Source organism: Rhodococcus sp. MALMAid1271, from assembly GCF_049195265.1.
Taxonomy (GTDB): domain Bacteria; phylum Actinomycetota; class Actinomycetes; order Mycobacteriales; family Mycobacteriaceae; genus Rhodococcoides.
Map to the genome: position 1 here is coordinate 178,515 of NZ_JBMIRQ010000067.1, position 16,995 is coordinate 195,509.

Annotated in this window: 20 protein-coding genes and 1 tRNA gene; 8 read left to right on the forward strand and 13 right to left on the reverse strand. The window is 63.2% G+C overall.

What is annotated here, in order from left to right; all coding sequences use genetic code 11:
• Positions 1 to 79 precede the first annotated feature (79 nt).
• The 3 genes from ACOQFP_RS09550 (at position 80) to ACOQFP_RS09560 (ending at position 3,127) form a co-directional block, all read left to right on the forward strand.
• A complete protein-coding gene (locus ACOQFP_RS09550) occupies positions 80 to 2,215 on the forward strand; it encodes a molybdopterin-dependent oxidoreductase (RefSeq protein WP_421584118.1) in 2,136 nt (711 codons plus the stop codon).
• 69 nt (positions 2,216 to 2,284) lie between these two features.
• Positions 2,285 to 2,361 (forward strand) — tRNA-Ile (locus ACOQFP_RS09555).
• Between the two features lie 145 nt (positions 2,362 to 2,506).
• Positions 2,507 to 3,127: a YdeI/OmpD-associated family protein gene (locus ACOQFP_RS09560; protein WP_421584119.1), complete on the forward strand. Its 621-nt coding sequence runs from the start codon at positions 2,507 to 2,509 to the stop codon at positions 3,125 to 3,127.
• Between the two features lie 7 nt (positions 3,128 to 3,134).
• Here ACOQFP_RS09560 and ACOQFP_RS09565 read toward each other — a convergent pair whose 3' ends face one another.
• The 4 genes from ACOQFP_RS09565 to ACOQFP_RS09580 form a co-directional block, all read right to left on the reverse strand.
• Positions 3,135 to 3,719, reverse strand: a complete 585-nt coding sequence (locus ACOQFP_RS09565) for a hypothetical protein (RefSeq protein WP_421584120.1) — start codon at positions 3,717 to 3,719, stop codon at positions 3,135 to 3,137.
• On the reverse strand, positions 3,716 to 4,069 hold the full coding sequence (locus ACOQFP_RS09570; RefSeq protein ID WP_421584121.1) for a hypothetical protein: 354 nt from the start codon (positions 4,067 to 4,069) through the stop codon (positions 3,716 to 3,718). Before ACOQFP_RS09570 ends, ACOQFP_RS09565 begins: the two co-directional genes overlap by 4 nt.
• A complete protein-coding gene (locus ACOQFP_RS09575) occupies positions 4,066 to 5,850 on the reverse strand; it encodes a TIGR03767 family metallophosphoesterase (protein WP_421584122.1) in 1,785 nt (594 codons plus the stop codon). Before ACOQFP_RS09575 ends, ACOQFP_RS09570 begins: the two co-directional genes overlap by 4 nt.
• 106 nt (positions 5,851 to 5,956) lie before the next feature.
• Entirely contained in the window at positions 5,957 to 6,424 is a 468-nt protein-coding gene (locus ACOQFP_RS09580; protein ID WP_421584123.1) for a universal stress protein, read from the reverse strand.
• Positions 6,425 to 6,539: 115 nt separating this feature from the next.
• Between ACOQFP_RS09580 and ACOQFP_RS09585 the strand changes: the two genes are divergently transcribed.
• Positions 6,540 to 7,280, forward strand: coding sequence for a GAF and ANTAR domain-containing protein (locus ACOQFP_RS09585; RefSeq protein ID WP_421584124.1), 741 nt, complete (start codon positions 6,540 to 6,542; stop codon positions 7,278 to 7,280).
• Between the two features lie 10 nt (positions 7,281 to 7,290).
• Here ACOQFP_RS09585 and ACOQFP_RS09590 read toward each other — a convergent pair whose 3' ends face one another.
• The 3 genes from ACOQFP_RS09590 to ACOQFP_RS09600 form a co-directional block, all read right to left on the reverse strand.
• Positions 7,291 to 8,757, reverse strand: coding sequence for an MFS transporter (locus ACOQFP_RS09590; RefSeq protein WP_421584125.1), 1,467 nt, complete (start codon positions 8,755 to 8,757; stop codon positions 7,291 to 7,293).
• A gap of 55 nt (positions 8,758 to 8,812) precedes the next feature.
• Positions 8,813 to 8,947 (reverse strand): hypothetical protein, encoded by a 135-nt coding sequence (locus ACOQFP_RS09595; RefSeq protein ID WP_341245068.1) that lies wholly within the window; start codon positions 8,945 to 8,947, stop codon positions 8,813 to 8,815.
• Positions 8,948 to 9,021: 74 nt separating this feature from the next.
• A complete protein-coding gene (locus ACOQFP_RS09600) occupies positions 9,022 to 9,489 on the reverse strand; it encodes an NUDIX domain-containing protein (RefSeq protein ID WP_421584126.1) in 468 nt (155 codons plus the stop codon).
• A 99-nt stretch (positions 9,490 to 9,588) separates the two neighbouring features.
• Here ACOQFP_RS09600 and ACOQFP_RS09605 point away from each other — a divergent pair, with 99 nt between their 5' ends.
• A complete protein-coding gene (locus tag ACOQFP_RS09605; RefSeq protein WP_421584127.1) occupies positions 9,589 to 10,422 on the forward strand; it encodes an oxidoreductase in 834 nt (277 codons plus the stop codon).
• A gap of 57 nt (positions 10,423 to 10,479) precedes the next feature.
• The gene (locus ACOQFP_RS09610) at positions 10,480 to 11,121 is read left to right on the forward strand and encodes a ScbR family autoregulator-binding transcription factor (protein ID WP_341245070.1); all 642 of its coding nucleotides are present in this window, start codon (positions 10,480 to 10,482) and stop codon (positions 11,119 to 11,121) included.
• On the opposite strand, the gene ACOQFP_RS09615 is transcribed toward ACOQFP_RS09610, so the two are convergent.
• Positions 11,099 to 12,010 (reverse strand): AfsA-related hotdog domain-containing protein, encoded by a 912-nt coding sequence (locus tag ACOQFP_RS09615; RefSeq protein ID WP_421584128.1) that lies wholly within the window; start codon positions 12,008 to 12,010, stop codon positions 11,099 to 11,101. The two genes, ACOQFP_RS09610 and ACOQFP_RS09615, sit on opposite strands and share 23 nt — an antisense overlap.
• 418 nt (positions 12,011 to 12,428) lie before the next feature.
• Between ACOQFP_RS09615 and ACOQFP_RS09620 the strand changes: the two genes are divergently transcribed.
• Positions 12,429 to 13,292: a tyrosine-type recombinase/integrase gene (locus ACOQFP_RS09620; protein WP_421584129.1), complete on the forward strand. Its 864-nt coding sequence runs from the start codon at positions 12,429 to 12,431 to the stop codon at positions 13,290 to 13,292.
• Positions 13,293 to 13,298: 6 nt separating this feature from the next.
• Here the strand turns inward: ACOQFP_RS09620 and ACOQFP_RS09625 are convergent, their stop codons facing one another.
• From ACOQFP_RS09625 to ACOQFP_RS09635, 3 genes are all read right to left on the reverse strand, one after another.
• Positions 13,299 to 13,616, reverse strand: coding sequence for a hypothetical protein (locus ACOQFP_RS09625; RefSeq protein ID WP_421584130.1), 318 nt, complete (start codon positions 13,614 to 13,616; stop codon positions 13,299 to 13,301).
• 60 nt (positions 13,617 to 13,676) lie between these two features.
• Positions 13,677 to 13,799 (reverse strand): hypothetical protein, encoded by a 123-nt coding sequence (locus tag ACOQFP_RS09630; RefSeq protein WP_421584131.1) that lies wholly within the window; start codon positions 13,797 to 13,799, stop codon positions 13,677 to 13,679.
• 119 nt (positions 13,800 to 13,918) lie between these two features.
• Positions 13,919 to 14,125, reverse strand: a complete 207-nt coding sequence (locus ACOQFP_RS09635) for a hypothetical protein (RefSeq protein WP_421584132.1) — start codon at positions 14,123 to 14,125, stop codon at positions 13,919 to 13,921.
• A gap of 100 nt (positions 14,126 to 14,225) precedes the next feature.
• On the opposite strand from ACOQFP_RS09635, the gene ACOQFP_RS09640 reads away from it, so the two are divergent.
• Positions 14,226 to 14,453: a hypothetical protein gene (locus ACOQFP_RS09640; RefSeq protein WP_421584133.1), complete on the forward strand. Its 228-nt coding sequence runs from the start codon at positions 14,226 to 14,228 to the stop codon at positions 14,451 to 14,453.
• Positions 14,454 to 14,866: 413 nt separating this feature from the next.
• On the opposite strand, the gene ACOQFP_RS09645 is transcribed toward ACOQFP_RS09640, so the two are convergent.
• Both ACOQFP_RS09645 and ACOQFP_RS09650 read right to left on the reverse strand, forming a co-directional pair.
• The gene (locus ACOQFP_RS09645) at positions 14,867 to 15,091 is read right to left on the reverse strand and encodes a hypothetical protein (protein ID WP_421584134.1); all 225 of its coding nucleotides are present in this window, start codon (positions 15,089 to 15,091) and stop codon (positions 14,867 to 14,869) included.
• A gap of 173 nt (positions 15,092 to 15,264) precedes the next feature.
• Positions 15,265 to 16,968: a hypothetical protein gene (locus tag ACOQFP_RS09650; RefSeq protein WP_421584135.1), complete on the reverse strand. Its 1,704-nt coding sequence runs from the start codon at positions 16,966 to 16,968 to the stop codon at positions 15,265 to 15,267.
• Between the last annotated feature and the right edge of the window lie 27 nt (positions 16,969 to 16,995).

The following is a 16,995-nucleotide window of genomic DNA, read 5'->3' on the forward strand; positions in this document are numbered from 1 at the left end:
AGAGCCTAATTGTCGGCCGAACAGCGTGGCCCGGTCCCCTGCCGGGCTACTCTCGGTCCACAGGGATGGGAGACATGCGATGTCGGTCGTGTTCGGATCGTGCAATCTGTGCGAGGCAATTTGTGGACTCGAGTTCACGGTGGAGAACGACGCTGTGGTGTCGATCCGCGGGGACGAGAACGACCCGCTCTCGCGTGGTCACATCTGCCCCAAGGCTCTCTCGTTGATCGATCTGCACGCCGATTCCGATCGGCTCACCACGCCGGTCAAGCGGGTCGGTGACACGTGGCAGAAAATCAGCTGGGACGAGGCGTACGACCTCGTCGTCGACGGCCTCGTCTCGACGCGCAAGAAGTACGGGCGCAACGCGGTCGGTCTCTATCAGGGCAATCCGAATGTCCACTCGATGGGCGCGATGACTCACGGGATTCCGTTCACGTCGTTGCTCCGGACACGCAATCGCTACTCGGCCACCTCGCTGGATCAGTTGCCGCATCAGCTCGTCGATCATCTGTTGTACGGCCACCAACTGCTGTTGCCGATCCCGGACATAGACCGAACCGACTTCTTCCTCGTCCTCGGCGGCAACCCGATGGCGTCGAACGGCAGCATGATGACCGTGCCCGATTTCGCCAAACGTGCACGGGCACTGCGCAAACGGGGCGGAAGGCTCGTCGTGGTCGATCCTCGCAAGACGGAGACCGCCGATATCGCCGATACCCATTTCTTCATCCGCCCCGGTAGCGATGCACTGTTGCTCCTCGCGATGATTCACACGATCGTCGCCGACGGCATCTCCCGGGTAGCCGACTACATCGATGGAGCAGATCGACTCGCCGACCTCGTCGCGGAGTTCACCCCGGAAGCCGTGGCCCCCGTCGTCGGTATCCCGGCGGACGAGATCTCCACCCTGGCACGCGATTTCGCTGCAGCGAAATCAGCCGTGGCGTACGGGCGCATGGGGGTCTCGACCCAACAGTTCGGCACCGTGTGCCAGTGGGCGATTCAGGTGCTGAACATCGTGACGGGAAATCTCGACCGCCCGGGTGGTGCGATGGTGACAGATCCGGCGATCGATCTGATCTCGCAGGGCATCGTCGGCCGCGGTCATTTCGACAAGTGGCGCAGCCGCGTTCGCGACCTACCCGAGTTCTCGGGCGAGTACCCCTGTTCGACGCTCGTCGACGAGATCACCACCGAGGGCAAAGACCAGATTCGTGCCATGGCCGTGCTGTCGGGTAATCCGGTGTTGTCGATGCCCGGCGGAACCACGCTGAACGACGCGTTCGCGGGGCTGGATTTCATGGTGTCGTTCGATTTCTACATCAACGAGACATCACGCCACGCGCACGTGATTCTGCCGCCCACGATGTCGCTCGAACGAGATCACTACGACTTGATCTTCAGCTCTTTCGCAGTACACAACACGGCAAAGTACTCGCCGGCGGTTCTGCCCAAGAAGGCCGATGCCAAGCATGATTGGGAGATCTTCCGAGATCTGTCGCTGCGCTACAAGAACGAACTGGCCGGTTCGACGATCGGTCGGTTGAAGTCTCGCCTGAGTCCGAAGAGCTTGGTCGGCGAAGCCCGCCTACGCCTGTCCCCCGCCCGCACCCTGGACCTCCTGCTCCGTAGTCGGCGAAAAGGGCTGTCTCTGAGAAAACTTCGAGCCAACCCGCACGGTATCGATCTCGGCCCACTTCGTCCCGGCTTTCCACAGAAGCTGAAGACCAGGGACAAGCGCGTCCAGCTGATTCAGGACGTCGTGGTTGCCGAACTTCCCGCGCTGACGGATTTGATGCTCTCGAGCGTCGTCCCGAGCGGTGACGAGCTGCTTCTGATCGGTCGGCGACACCTGCGGAGCAACAACTCGTGGATGCACAACACCACCCGGCTCACCAAAGGAAAAGCGCGACATCAGCTTCTGGCCCACCCGGACGATCTCGCGCACCGCGGTATCGAGGACGGGGCGATGGTGTCGGTCACCTCCGCTGCCGGAACGATCGATATCGAGGTGGCCGCATCGGAGAAGATGATGCCTGGCGTGGTGAGCATGCCGCACGGCTTCGGCCATCAGCGCCCCGGTGTCCAGTTGTCGGTCGCGACGACGGTGCAAGGACCGAGTGTCAACGACATCACCGACCCTGGCCGCGTCGACGGTGTCTCGGCCAACGCGATCCTCAACGGGGTCCCGGTGCAGGTCCGGGCCAAGTAGTGCACCCGATGCACCACTGAGAGGGCCGGATTCTGTACGATTCTGCAGGCTCGTACCTGGTACGAGTATGGGGCGGTAGCTCAGTCGGTTAGAGCCGTGGACTCATAATCCATTGGTCGCGGGTTCGAGCCCCGCCCGCCCCACCACGGTGTCGATAGCCGAGCCGGAATTCGCGCCGATCGATGAAATACCTCGACCTCATTGCGGACAGAAAATGTCCTCGATTGTGGGCACACTGAACGCATCCAAAGCCCGGTGTGCAACACCACGACGAGTAGATGGAGCGCGCACGTGACTGCTGAGAAATCTACGTCGTCGGCATCCGACCACCCGGCTTCATGGAAATTCGACTATCCGATCGTTCATGCCGAAACTCGCTCGCAGTGGCGTACCTGGCTGGAGCGCAATCACGCATCCGTCCGAGGCGTGTGGCTGTGCTCGTGGCGCAGCACCACCGACCTACCACGCTGCCCGTACCCCGAAGCTGTCGAGGAAGCCATCTGCTTCGGATGGATCGATTCCACCGGCAGCAATCTCGACAAGGACCGCAGCCTGCAGCTGTTCACGCCGCGTAGGACCAAGAGCCCGTGGACCCGGCTCAACCGGAAACGCGCCGCCGATATGGAGGGCCGCGGCCTCATGACCGACGCAGGCCGCCGCGCCATCGCTGCGGCGAAGTCCAACGGCTGGTGGACGATTGCCGATCAGGTCGAGGACCTCCTGGAACCACCCGAGCTGACGACTGCGCTGGACAGAAACACGAACGCAAGGAGCAACTGGGACAGCTTTCCGCCGAGCGCCCGCAAGCAGATGCTGTGGTGGGTGGTCAGCGCCGTGCGAGACGACACTCGTGCAGGTCGAATCACTCATATCGTCACCGAGGCCGCAGCCGGTCGACGAGCTCGCGGCTGAACACCGGTCAGAGCAGCGCTGCCCGTCGGTACAGCCGCGACCAGTACACCAGTAGCGCAGCAGCATTGGCCCCGAACCAAAGCCAGGTCAGGAACGCCGCCACCACACCGGTGACGAAGAATCCCAGTACCAGCGCCACGACCCAGGCGAGGAAGAAGACAACACTCGTGACGGCGACGGCGATCGCGCTCCGCCCCGGGGACCGTCGGACAGTATGCAGTGCTGCGCGGATCGGATTCCTGCTGCCATCCGCTACCGCCGGGAGTATCAGCAGCGCAACCACAATCGCCACGACGGGAAGTATCGGGAACAGGATTGCGAGCGCAACGGCGACGGCAGTCAGCCCCACACACCACACCAGGACTCCCGGCCGTCGCCAAGCCCGACTCAGCGCACCGGACGCGTTGCCGTCCACTACATCGAGTGCCGTCGACGCGGTGATCCACAGTGCAAGTACCACCGCGGCAACAGAAGCCAGAACCAATCCCGCGAAACCGAGAGACGACGTCGGAACCGGATCCCCCAACACAGTCAGCGCCTGCACAAGAGCCGACACGACCACGACGGCCGCAAGGACCAGACTCCCCCTCACGGCGCACCCACCGTGGAGTTCCGATCGAGCACGTCCTGCACCGAACCCGAGTACAGAACAGTGGAACCGACCTCGATCTTCACGGTGCTCGCGTCGTCCGACGTAGCTGTTGCCGTGATCGATTCGTTGCCGGTCGTCGTCCCGGTGCAGGTGATCTCGGCCCCAGTGCCGGAGCACACCGGCGCGACCAATATCTCGATCCCCTTATCCGTCAGGACGTCGTTGACTGCGTAGCGGAGGTCTCCGAGCTCGGCACCACCGACCGGGGCGAGCGCAGCGGTCTGCGAGCATCCAGCGCATGCCACCGAGACAGCCGACACCAGAAGGAGTTTCCTGCACACACCGGTCATCTTCCCTGCCTCGTCTGGTAGGCGATCAGTCTCGCGTGCTCTTCGAGGTGTTGCTTCTCCAGAGCGGCGTCGGTGATGGTGCTCAGGTCGAAGGGCGCGGGCAGCAGCAGTTCGGTGTTGCGATCGAGACGCGAGCCTCGTCGCATCAGCGGATTCTCGGCCCAATCGTTGGCCGCCAGCTCCCGACTGCGCGATGCGAGATCCAGATAGCTCCCGCTGTTCCCCGGAGTGATCGGCGAGGCGTGGTCCAGCACCGTCGTGAACAGCGACATTGTGCCGTCCCGGTTGTCGACGATCTCGACCACTTGCTGCTGCTGCGGAAAATCGATGCACGACGCGGTGGTGATCTCCCAGAATCCTCGCCCGTCTCGCGAATGCGCAAGGATCTGATTCTGGTGGGTGTGACCGTTCAGCCACCCGATCACCACGGGATACCTCAACAGTAGATCGATGAATTCGTCTGCGCCGTAGAGCTTCACCGACTGCCCGGGCCGTTGTGCCCGGTTCTCGAGTGTGAGGCTGTTGTGGTGCGTGTAGATCAGCACCAGCTTGTTCTCGGCCTGCGCACGCTTCAATTGGTCGGTGAGCCAGTCGAATTGCTGTTCCGGCACGGCACCGTCGGGTCCGGCGACGGCATTGCAGGTATCGAGCCCGAACGTGCGGATGTTCGGGGTGGGATCGGCCGTCCACCAGGTCTCGCCCGAATCGAGATTGTGCTGGGTGAAGCCGTGCCCGATCGGCCCAGGCGTCGGGGTGGTCTCGAAGTGTTCCTGCATGAACTCACGTTGCTCGAAGAGGTATCGAGCTGGATCGGCAGATACTGCCCGAAATCCCGGTCGTGCGCCGGATGCGACGCCCAGCGCGTCCGCCATCCGCTGCAGCGGACTGGCCGTCGACGCATAACCGGCCAGGGCAGACGTGGCCGTCGCTTCGAGTGTGTAGGCCTTGCGTCCCCCGACGGCGAGCGCACGCAGTTGCGAGGACAGATCGAACGTTCCGAGCAACAGGGTGTCGTGATTGCCGTACACCGAATACCACGGCACCGGTAGCCCCACAGATTCGACCGTCCCCGACATGGCCTGGTCGAGAAGGTCGGGAAGCATCGGAAATCCGTAGTCGCCGAATGACCCTCCCGCCGGATCGCCCGGACGATAGGCCCACTGTGCCTCCGGCCATGCTTGGACACCTTCGAAGACATCGGCCGAACCGCTCGTGGGCCGAACCGGAACACCATCGAGAACGTCTATGTACCAACGTAATTCGAGATGCGAATGCATGTCTGCGCTGTCTCCGGTGACCACCGCGGCTCCCATCGGTGCGCCGGTGACCGGGCTGATCCGAGCGTCGGCGAAGGCTTTGACCATCGCCGCGGTGACGTGCACGGTCAGCGGGTCCTGCGGATGGAATGCCGATCCCCACGCGGCGTGATCGGACACGATCATGGGCTCGATCCGGCCCGGCGACTGAGCGTCGATGACGTGCATATCCGACAGGTGCCCGAGATAGAGCAACGACCGCCGTGACTGCACCCGAGACGCCTGGGGCGCTCGGCCCAATACGTCCAGGCGAGTCACGTACGGCTCCGCGGGCCCGGCACCGAGCACGCGATACCGTGCCGGACCGGTCGCAGTCCGAAGGATGGTCTGCGCCAGGGTTCCGGTGGGTTCTGCCGGCTGCGCCTGCGCGATCGAGGCCTGACCCAGCACATGGGGCGCGATTCCCCACACCGCCGCGAGGGTGCCCACCCGAGCCATGAACTGCCTACGTGACAAACCGGTCATGGAACTCCTCGAACTCCGAAATCGGTACCACGTACGCCTCGCATCCGACGAGGTGACTGCCTATTTTTACAGGGCACACGCCGGTATTGGATCGATTTCGCCTCGTTCAGGGCACCACTGTGACCGGCCAACGTCCTGCTTTGACCAACCGGACCGCCACCGAACCCGCAAGTCGGTGCCCCGCGTGCTCGGACGCCCCCACCACCACAGCGTCGGTGCGGAGTTGTTCCGCCACGGAGATCAGCCCGTTGTACGGATCGCCTTGTGCGGTGCGGAACTCCCACCGCACGCGCTCCCGGTCGCCGAACTTGGCGGCCGACGCTCGGATGTAGTCGAGGAGCTCGTCGGCGATCTGCTTACCGGTTTCGACGAGCGACATGCCGACTTGGCCCCACGATGCGGTCACAATCGGTTGGACGTACACCAGCACCAGCAGCGATCGTTGCCTGCGGGCGAGTCCCGCGGCGTAGGCAGCGGCGCGCCAGGACGAATCGGAACCGTCGACCCCGACCACGATCGACTTCGGGCCGTCGTGGCCGTACTCGAACCCGGTCGGCTCCTGCTCATCGCTCACGCGTCGAGGCTACTGTCGGTACCCGCCCGTTCGAGTACCCCACGGGGCAACGGTACGGTTGAGCCATCTCGAGTCCTGGTCACTCGAACTACGACACTCTGGACGGGAGCAGCACGTGAACGACAATTCGCAGTTCGACGCCTCTCCGGTTGCTTCCGCGCCTTCGACCGATCCGGCAACCGTATTCGCCGCCTTGGCCGACATCGTGTACCGCGGCAGCAGCGCCGAACAGGTCTACACCGCCATCTGCAATGCGGCTCCCCTCCTGATCCCGCACTGCGATCACGCAAGCCTGATGCTGATGCAGCATGGAAAAGCCGTCACAGTCGCTGCCTCGGACGACATTGCCCGCGTGGTGGACGATATCGAGCGTGCTACCGGCGAGGGACCGTGTCTCGATGCCATCACCAGCGAAGCAGCGCAGCTCGAGACCGACTTCCAGACGCCGACTCAGTGGCCTGCGATGGCTCGCGGCGTGCTCAATCGAACGCCCGTTCGCGGCGCGATGGGTTTCCGGCTCAAGGTCAACGAGCACAAGGTGGGCGCGCTCAATCTGTTCACAGACACTCCCGGTGTCTTCGATTCCGACACCGCAGGCGAAGCGATTATCCTGACCGCGTTCACAGCGGTCACCGTCGCCGCGATGATGAACGGACAGGAAGCCTCGACGCTACGTGGCGGCCTGGAAAGCAACCGCGAGATCGGCAAAGCGGTCGGGTTGATCATGGCGTTGCACGACGTCTCCGACGACGAGGCGTTCGCGTTACTTCGCAAATCCTCCCAGGATTTGAACGTCAAGATTGCCGACCTCGCGTCCAGCGTTGTCGAGAGGCACAGCAAAGGCTCGAAGAACTGAGCGCCGTTGCTCAGTGTGCGCCCTGAACTTTCTTGGGGAGAGCAAAGACCAGCGCCAGCGCCACGACACTGAACGCTGCGCTGACGGCCATCGCCATCGCCGCTCCATGCAGAAAGCCCGATCCGACGGTGTCGGGGCCCGTGATGTTCAAGGATCCGAACAGGACGCTGCCGATCACTGCGATGCCGATTGCCGAACCGATTCGCTGCATGGTCGAGATGACCCCGCTCGCAGCACCTGCATCACCGCGATCCACGGTCGCGACGATGAACTGCGCGTTGGGTGCGATGAAGGCACCATTGCCCAAGCCCGCCACGAAGAGCGGCACCAGCAGGGTCCAATGCGAGATCGTGTCGGCGGAGCTGGTCGCCAGGATGATCCACAACCAGATCAGGCCGATCGAGACCAGAGACGCGCCGAGGACCAACACCGTGCGCCCGAGTCGGATCGTCAACTTGTTGCTCTGCGAGGAAGCGACGATGCTGCCGATCGCGAACGGAATCGACACCAGTCCGGCCGACAGAGCCGTGTTGCCGAGTCCGGTCTGCCACAGCAACGAGATGGTGAAGAAGATGCTGGTGAAGGCAGCGAAATAGACGAGTGCAAGCATCACACCCCCGGTGAAGGCCGGGTGTGTGAACAGTCGCGGTGGAACCAGTGGGTTGTGGCCGCGACGGGTGTGGATCACTTCCCACCATCCGAACAGTGCGATCAGACCCAGTCCCGCGGCGATCGTCAGGTAGGTCCACAGCGGCCAGCCCAGCTCCTGGCCTTCGATCAACGGAACGAGCAGAGCGACGAGGCCCGCGGAGATCAGAACCAGGCCGAGCCAGTCGATTCCGGGGAGACCCGTGGGCGCGGAATCGCTCTTGTTCGGTAGCAATACAGCGGCCGCAACGAGTCCGACGATTCCGATGGGCAGATTGACCCAGAAGACCAGCCGCCACCCGTTCTCGTCGCCGAACACCTGGATGATCAAGCCCCCGATGATGGGCCCGAGCGCGGTCGACACTCCGATGACGGCACCCATGATGGCAAAGGCTTTGCCCCGCACCGGAGCCGGGAACAGCAGCTGGATGAACGCGGTCACAGCGGGCACGAACATGCCGCCTGCCAAACCCTGGACCACCCGCGCGACGACGAGCTGCAGATCGTCCTGCGCCAGTCCACACGCGAAGCTCGCGAGGGTGAACAGCGCGAGCCCGGTGAAGAACACCCATTTGTGGCCGATGCGGTCACCGACCTTGCCCGCCGGAATCAAAGCGAGCCCGAACGCCAGTGCGTATCCGGAGATGATCCACGACAGAACCGACTCCGAGGCGTCCAATGTGGTGCGGATCGTCGGGAGCGCCACGTTGACGATCGTGGTGTCCAGGAGTGCCATGAACATGCCCAGCAGCAGCACCACGAGCGCCTGCCACGCACGCTTGGGTACCTGTGTCGCAGGCGGAGTTCCGGAGGCGATGCCGTCGGTCAAATTGCTGCCCTTCTCAGTAGTCGATGAGCAGTGTCGACCAAAAGGCCTGTTATTGCTAGCTGATCATCGCAGTCGCGGCGAACACCCACGACAGTCCCGCAGCCAACACCACGAACGACGAGGCGACGACGCGTCCGCCCCACTGCGTCTCCACGAGAGCTTGTGCACTGGTCGTGTCCGTCTGTGTCATGATTCGCTTCCCACCCGGCATCTGCCACTGTCGTCATTTCCGGCCGCTGGATACCCCTGTGGTCCGCACCGAAACTAGTTGGCAGCAACAATCGCCTCCACCGCGTCGAGAAACGGAAGCTGCGAGGGCAGCAGCTTCTGTCTCGCCTGCTCCAGCGGAAACCATTCGATGCGGTCTACCTCGGGAAACGACTTCATCAGACCGGATTTCGGCGGCCACTCGATCTCGAATGTGTTGCTGACCGCATTCGAAACATCGAGATCCGATTCGACACCGAACGCCGTGACGATCTTCCCGCCGCGTTGAGTGACGGTGCCGAGTTCCACGTACGCTCCGGCCGGCACATCGATACCCATTTCTTCTCGAAACTCCCGCCGGGCCGCAGTCCACAGATCTTCACCCTCGGCCAACAAACCCTTGACGATCGACCACGCTCCCTCGTCCTTGCGCGACCAGAACGGCCCGCCGGGATGAGCGATCAGGACCTCGGGACCGTCGGCACCGAGGCGATACAACAGAATTCCTGCACTCGTAGCGACCATCACGTCAGCGTGCCATCAAAATCGCTTGCTCGCCGTTGTCTGCCGTCGTTACCGTCTTCGCAGTTCACAGCCGATCCAGAACGCCCGAGGAGACCGAAAATGAGCACCACGGGATCGAGCAGGGTCTGGTTGATCACTGGCGCGAGCTCGGGATTCGGACGCGAATTCGTTCGTGCGGCCCTCACCGAGGGTGATCGAGTGGTCGCTACCGCTCGCGACGTCACCGATCTCGAGATCCCGGAAAGCGATCGAGTGCTGCACGCTTGGCTCGACGTGACCGATCAGGGGTCGATCGATTCTGCCGTGGCCGACGCTCTCGACAGATTCGGACGCATCGATGTCCTGGTCAACAATGCAGGCTACGGACTGCTCGGCGCGTTCGAGGAGATGGACGACCATCAGTTCCGGAGCAATGTCGAGGTCAATTTCTTCGGGCCGCTTGCCGTCACCCGGGCAGTCCTGCCCTCGATGCGCGCGCGCCGTAGCGGCCATATCGTTCAGATGTCATCGGTGATCGGGGTGGTTCCCGGGCCAGGCGGAACCGCGTATGCCGGAACCAAGTTCGCACTCGAAGGGTTCTCCGAGGCCCTCGCCGCGGAAGTGCGCCATCTCGGTATCGGAGTCACCATCGTGGAACCGGGCCCGTTTCGCACCGACGCGAGCGGCCGATCGATGCGGTGGGGAACGCCGTTGGACGACTACGCCGCGCTGATCGGACCCGCTCGGGAGGCATTCGAGGCCACCCATGGAAAGCAGGCAGGCGACCCCCGCCGCGGAGCCGATGCTGTTCTTACCGCGATTTCCTCGGAGGCTCCCCCACTGCGCTTACCTCTGGGTTCGCCGTCGTTCGAGTGGATCGAAACGTATCTGAAGGGTCGACTGGAGCAGTGCCGTGAGGCTCGGCCGTTGGGCTCGGACACCGACTACCGGTGAAGTGCTTCCTGCACCACACGCGATGCCGCCGATCCAGGCAGCGGTTATGGTCTACCGATGCAGGAGCGCGCAGAATCGACCAGGCAAGCCGTACTCGAGGGTGCTGCGGCCAGTTTTGACAAGTTCGGCTATGGCACAGCCAGTTTGAGCACCATTATTGCCAACGCGGGCGTCAGTAAAGGCGCGATGTACTTCCACTTCTCGTCCAAGGAAGACCTCGCCCAGGCCGTCATCGAGGCGCAGATGGCAATGGCCGAGGCGGCGGCTGCCGCCATCATCGAGCACACACCGAAAGCTATCGACGCGCTGATCCTCATCACCAAGGAGTTGGCGCGTCAGTTGCAGTCCGAGGTGATTGCCCGCGGCGGGATGAGGCTGACGTTGGAATCGACCTCTGCAGAGAACCCGAACGCCAAATCGTTCGACGACTGGATACGACGGATCGCGGCGTTGACCGACCGCGCTCAGGCTGAGGGCGATATCTCCGAGGATGTGGATACGACGTCGTTGGCCAGGCTGATCGTCGCGTCGTTCACCGGCGTGCAGACCGTGTCGGAGATGCTGACCGGCCGAGCCGACCTCCAAGACCGAATGACCGAGCTGTGGCACATGGTGCTGCCGTCGGTGGTGCCGCGTCGACGGCTCGCGCGGATCCGGTCGGTGGCCGATGGGCCAGTTACCGACTGGAGCGCTCGGTGACCGCCAGCCACGGCTCGGAGGTCGCTCTGACCGACATCGCCGACAGCAACGACGCGTCGTGCTCGAATCGGATCTGGTGAACGCCGTCCGACTCACCATCGACCGTCACCGAACACGGGTTGCCCCACTCGGCGAACCCCGTGAACGTCACCTCGAGCGAGATGAAATCGAGCTCGCGAATGCCAGTGGTCAACCGTAGGGCCTGGCGTGCTGCTTCGAGCATCGTCACCCCCGGTAGGTATTCGGTCGTGTGATCGAACAACGCCATGTTGCGCGGGTCGGGTGCCACGACGAGGGTTCCGTCGGACGTATGCCGAGCCAACACCACATCGGCGGGATCGAGGCGTCCGACGATGGCGGCCGGAACCACTTCGGTGCCGGCAGGGAGGTGCCGGAAATGTGGATCGGCCATGGTCGGTGTGCGGTGCTGCGAGAACATCTCGGGATCGATGGGCCGGACAGTTGCCGTCCCCGACGCCACGACGTGAGTGCCGTTGAGCAGCCGGGCCGAGAGCGTCAATTCGTCCATGCGATCGCTGGCATAGCTCACGTCGTACGTCACCGACTCTGCCACGAGCGAATCATCGATGTCGTCCACCGACAGCGGCTCGAGGATATCGAAGCGGAAGTGCTCGATGAGCACCACATGATCGGTGGGTACCCCGTGGTCGACGTGACAGAACAGGCTGACCGCCTGCCGCAGCGCCTCGGCCACCATCAGCGAGTCGTGTGTTCGTCGCACCGGCGCGAACGTCCGATGAGACGTGGGGAGCTGCACGGCCGCCCGATGCGTCCCGTCGACGGTCTCGAAGTCGGTCAGCAACACATCTGCCGGCGAACGCCGATGGACGAGGTGACGTGGAACTGTGGACGCGTAACTCAAACTCATGGAGCCCCTTAAAACCGACCGATCCGGTTTGTTATAGCACTGTTGAGCCTCCCGGACCGTGAGTTCAGTATCCCGTGCGGTACCGACAAATCTGACATCCGAAGGAGGGATTCATCCGTTCGATATACAGCCAACTGCGTCGCAGTCTGATAACCAACCGAGTCCCCCGATCTCGTGGTGGGAAACAAAAATCCCCGTCCGGCATGCCGGACGGGGATTGCGCTCCCCCACCTGGACTCGAACCAGGAACCCTTCGATTACCAGTCTCAGAACGTGGTGGCTCTCGCGTTTCCGCAGGTAGCGTGAGTTTGCCATGACACAGACACAGGTACATCAGACGCTAGATGTACACGCGGGATCAGGGACGGATGTCTCGAAACACAACCATGCGGTCCGTTACCTGCATCACAGTCAGACCATGCACAAGCAAATGTATTCACTACCCGCAGCGTGGGAAGACGCCGTCATCAAATGGGTCGAATGGCTCATCTCCGGCGGGGCCCCCGCCACCACCATCCGCACCCGCCGCAGTCATGTGCGCGGCGTCGCCCGCAAACTCGGATCGCAATCGCCGAACACTGTCACAGCCGACGACATCGTCCACGTGACTGCGCACCAGGACTGGTCGAAGGATCACCGCCGGGGACTGAAGTCGTCGCTGATCAAGTTCTTCGACTGGGCCATCGCGGTCGGCATCACCACCACCAACCCCGCTATCGATCTACCGAAGGTCTCCGAATCACGGCCCCGCCCTCGACCGGTCCCCGACAACATGTGGGCACAGCTCATCGTCCACGCAGACCCCCGCGAGCTCATGGCAGCGCGGCTGGCCGACGAGGTCGGCATGCGCCGAGACGAAGTCGCCAAGTGCCACACCAGTGACGTACTCGAATCGTTCGACGGGTACGAGCTCGTCGTCCACGGCAAGGGCGGCAAGCAACGCACCGTTCCGATCACCGACAAACTGGCGAAAGACATCCTCCGAGGACCAGGCGGACACACTTACGGACTCGGCCGCCGAGGGTACCTCTTCCCCGGTGCCGTCGACGGACACATCTCGGCGCACTACGTCGGCAAACTCGTCGGTGATCTCCTCCCACCCGGATGGACCATGCACAAGCTCCGCCACCGATTCGCCACACGGATGTACCGGGCGTGCGGGCGCGACATCATGATCGTCTGCCGCCTCCTCGGTCACTCGAGCGTGGCCACCACTCAGCGTTACCTCGCCACCAGCAACGACGACTTGCGCGCCGCCGTGAACGCTCTCGCCGCAGCCTGACAATCGTTACTTACCCGAAGGAATGATCATGTCCCGTTTTCCTTCCGCGACCTCGATCGCGGGCACCGTCCTGATCGCGCTCGGCGCGTTCTGGCTCAGCTCGATCATCTTGCTGGTGTCGACAAAATGATCCCGAGCAGCAGATCCGCTGTTCTCACACGACAACTTCGCTCGATCGATTGCCGCGGCGAAGTTGCGCCAGGTCTCGTATTCCAGAGCTTTCGACAATTCGCGGGCCGACCAGTACTCCGAGCCGTCTGGTCCGACTCGGCGGATTTCGTCGAACGGAGATGACGCCCCGTGTCGTACTATGGGTGTAGACATTGATCCTCATTTCTGTGTCGTTGAAGCCGTCCCGTTGCACCGGGGCGGCTTCTTTTGCGTTCAGGCGACTTGGTCGACGTCGAACGTTGTGGTGATGGCAGCGAGGGGGACGCCCAGTACGCCGGCGATGCGGCGGGCCATTTCAGGGGTGCAGCGTTTTCGGCCGGATTCGATGTTCGACATGTGCGGGTCAAGCAGACACTGGAAACGGTTGCTGAAACAATCCATTTCGCCAGCTCAGCGTTGGTCTGTAAGGCGCTTTCCAGCGGGCACGGTTTCGTGCCCGCTGGTCCCCCGCATTACTACCTGCGGGTGCCTTTCCTGATCTGGTACACGCGGGCTTTGGATAGTTGCGAAGCCTCAATTATGTCGGTGTTGTGAATCCCGGCGGCGAAGGCTGCCTCGATCGCCGCCCGGGTGTCGGCGTCGATTCGTTCGATCTCTGACTCGGCTCTAGATCGTTCGTTACGCAAAGCAGTGATTTTGGCGAGGATGATCTCTGGCTCCATGCGGCCCAGTCTAGCGGCTCAGTCCAGCGCGGTAGAAATATTTCTCGATTTCTCCAATTGTGGCTTGCGCCTTGCTAGTCCAGCATGCTAGACTAAGTTCATGAGCAAAGCAGAGATCACCGCAAAGACACTCACCGACATCATCACCGCAGCCGGCCACAACCCTCGCCACTTCGACATCAAGGCCACCCTCGCAGCCATCACCGCCCACAACGAAGACGAGGGCACCGAGGCCCCGGTGGACATCGAGACCGCCACCGAGTGGCTGGACGAGACCGGGACCCAGGGCACCAGCTACCAGCTCTGCCCCTGGCTGGCAGCAGCCTGAGGGCCAAGGGCCTCGGCCCCTGGCGTCACATTGTTCGTGTGCGTAACGAACGATCACACCTCATCGGAGAGATCACGAGCCGCGCCTATTGGTTGATACTCGTTCCTTTGCGTAACGAACGATCTACCCTCTCCGCACACGCGAATGCTCCCCACCCCCGGGTAGGAGGTGGGGAGCAGACTTGGTGTTATGGGCGGGTGTGCGGGCCCTCGCGTTACCCGCCGCCCGGGTGGGCCGGACGGATGAATCGACAGGCGATTGCACCCCGCTCAGGCATGATCACTCGCTATGGAACCGAAGCAGAGCCCGTTGAAGAACGCCCGTATCGCTCTTGCGGAATCGCACTTGCAGTTGCAGGAGTTGGATCGCATCTACGCGGCCAGTCTTCGGCAAAAGGAAACTTGGCTGGTAGATCAGCCGTCGCCAGCTGCCACGGCCAGAGCATGGATCTCGTCAGGCCGCGCCTTGCCCGTCATGGTGAGGAACCCGATCTGACTCTGCGAGATCATCTGCCACCCGTTGCAGCCGTCCTCCCCGCATGCGCATGGTGCGACGGCCTGCCCACTCAGAGCAAGAAAGTCGACCGTCACGCCACTACGGGCGGCATATTCGGTCGCGAACTGCTGCCACGTGACCATCTCGCGTTATGCACCCGTTCGTACAGGCGGTCCAATAGCGGGCAACCCGAGCGGTGCGGCATGATGCGTCCATGATCATCACGGGGCGTTCTTTGCAGACCAGGCGACACTCATCGACGGGAAACTCGACGTCGGTCTCGGTCGCCTGCTACCCGCTGCCCCGAAGGGCTAGCTCACCACCATAGTTCGATAGATCCCGGCGCACCTGCGCCGCCAGCTCCACCCGCGCCGCCGATTGTCGCGCCGCCGCCACCGCCACCACCGCAGCCTGGGGTCACCGCCGCGACACCGTTGACGCCGTCAACTGTGCTCGAGGCTCCCGAGTTGCCACCGGCAACGTGGAACAGGGCCGGGAGTCCCGCGGTGACGGTCGACGCTGTTCCTGGTCCACCACCGAGCGAGGCTGTCGCCGCGCCGCCGCCACCGCCACCGACTACTCCAGGCGGCAACTGCACTGCTGCGATGCCGTTCGGGGATTGTCCGTTGCCTCCGAACCCTGGCGAGTTCACCATGCTCACCGAGCCGGTTCGTGCATACCAGCCTCCCGCTGCTGCGGTCGTCGATGATGCGAGACCGGGCGCACCGCCACCGCCGCCGATAACCTTCACGTCCTCGGCGATCTTGGTCTGCGCGCCGTCGTTGCCCTTGATGCCGGGGTTGCCGCCTGCTGCTCCGCCTGCGCCTCCAGTGCCGCCGAGTCCGCAGGTCATGATGATGGTCTGGCGCGGTGTCACGGCAATGGTGCCTTCTGCCACCAGACCTGCACCGCCGCCGCCACCACCGACGTTGGCGGCTGCTGCTGCGTTCGATCCGCCGCCACCGCCACCACCGCCCGAGCCGGTCACCCGGTAGCGCAGTTCATACACGCCCTCGGGGACGAAGAAGTTCCCGGTCGTGGTGAATTTTTGGTAGCCCGCGTCGGTGGACATTCCACCTACCGGCTTCGACGTGATGAGCCCGCCACGTCGAACGATGGTGCCACCATTCGCGCCGCCGAAGTCGACAGCCCCTGCCCACGTGACGCCCTCGAAGTCCGGGCTGATGATGTCGACGTACGACGGGGTCGCGGTCCCTGCGACGTTGTTCCATGCTTTCTGTGTCTGAGCTGCGGCAGCGGGGCCGGTGACGTTCGCCTGGGGCCGGACGAAGGTGAGCAGATTGAGGACGCCGGTGTTGGCGTACTTCGTGCGCGCTGTCAGTCGGTAGCCGTCCTTGTTGCCCGTATTGATGATTTCGGCGTACGGCTCGATGACAACCGCGTTGCCGTAGTTGCCCTCGAAGGAATCGCACTCGAAGTGGATGCCGCCGCCGCCGTAGGAATGTAGGTGGGTCAGGGTGAAGTACATGGTGTTGAGCAGGTCGAAGGCCCAGTGGTTTCCGTCGTGGCCGTAGACGGTGACGTTGTCCCACTTGAACCCGAGGAGTCCGGAGTCGTGTCCACCAGCGGGCCGAGTGAGTGTCGGCCGTGCGGTGACGCCGTGACCGGTATTGGTGTTCAGGATCGCCGGTGCCCAGGTGATTCCGAGGTTCTTGAGGTTGACCGAGATGGCCGACCCGGTGATCTGCAGAACGTCCGCGGCTGCGGTCGACTGCATCAGTACCGCGCCAGCAACGCCGGGAGCGTTCGGATGGTTGAGAGCACCGCCGTTCGCCCGCGGCTTCCACGTCTCGGTGAGTGACGATCCCTCTATGGTCATTGACTTGGTGATCACGAGAGGCGCGTTCAGGTTGTAGAACGTGGCGCTAGACGGGATGAACAGCCGCCCGCCTTCGGGGACGGCTGCGATTGCCGCGAGGAGATTGGCCGTGTCTGTTGCGGCGACTCCGGTGGGGAGTTTCGCGACGACGTTGGGCCGTTCGCTGTTCTCCTCGGTCATGAGCCTCTTCGATGCTGGCTGAACCAT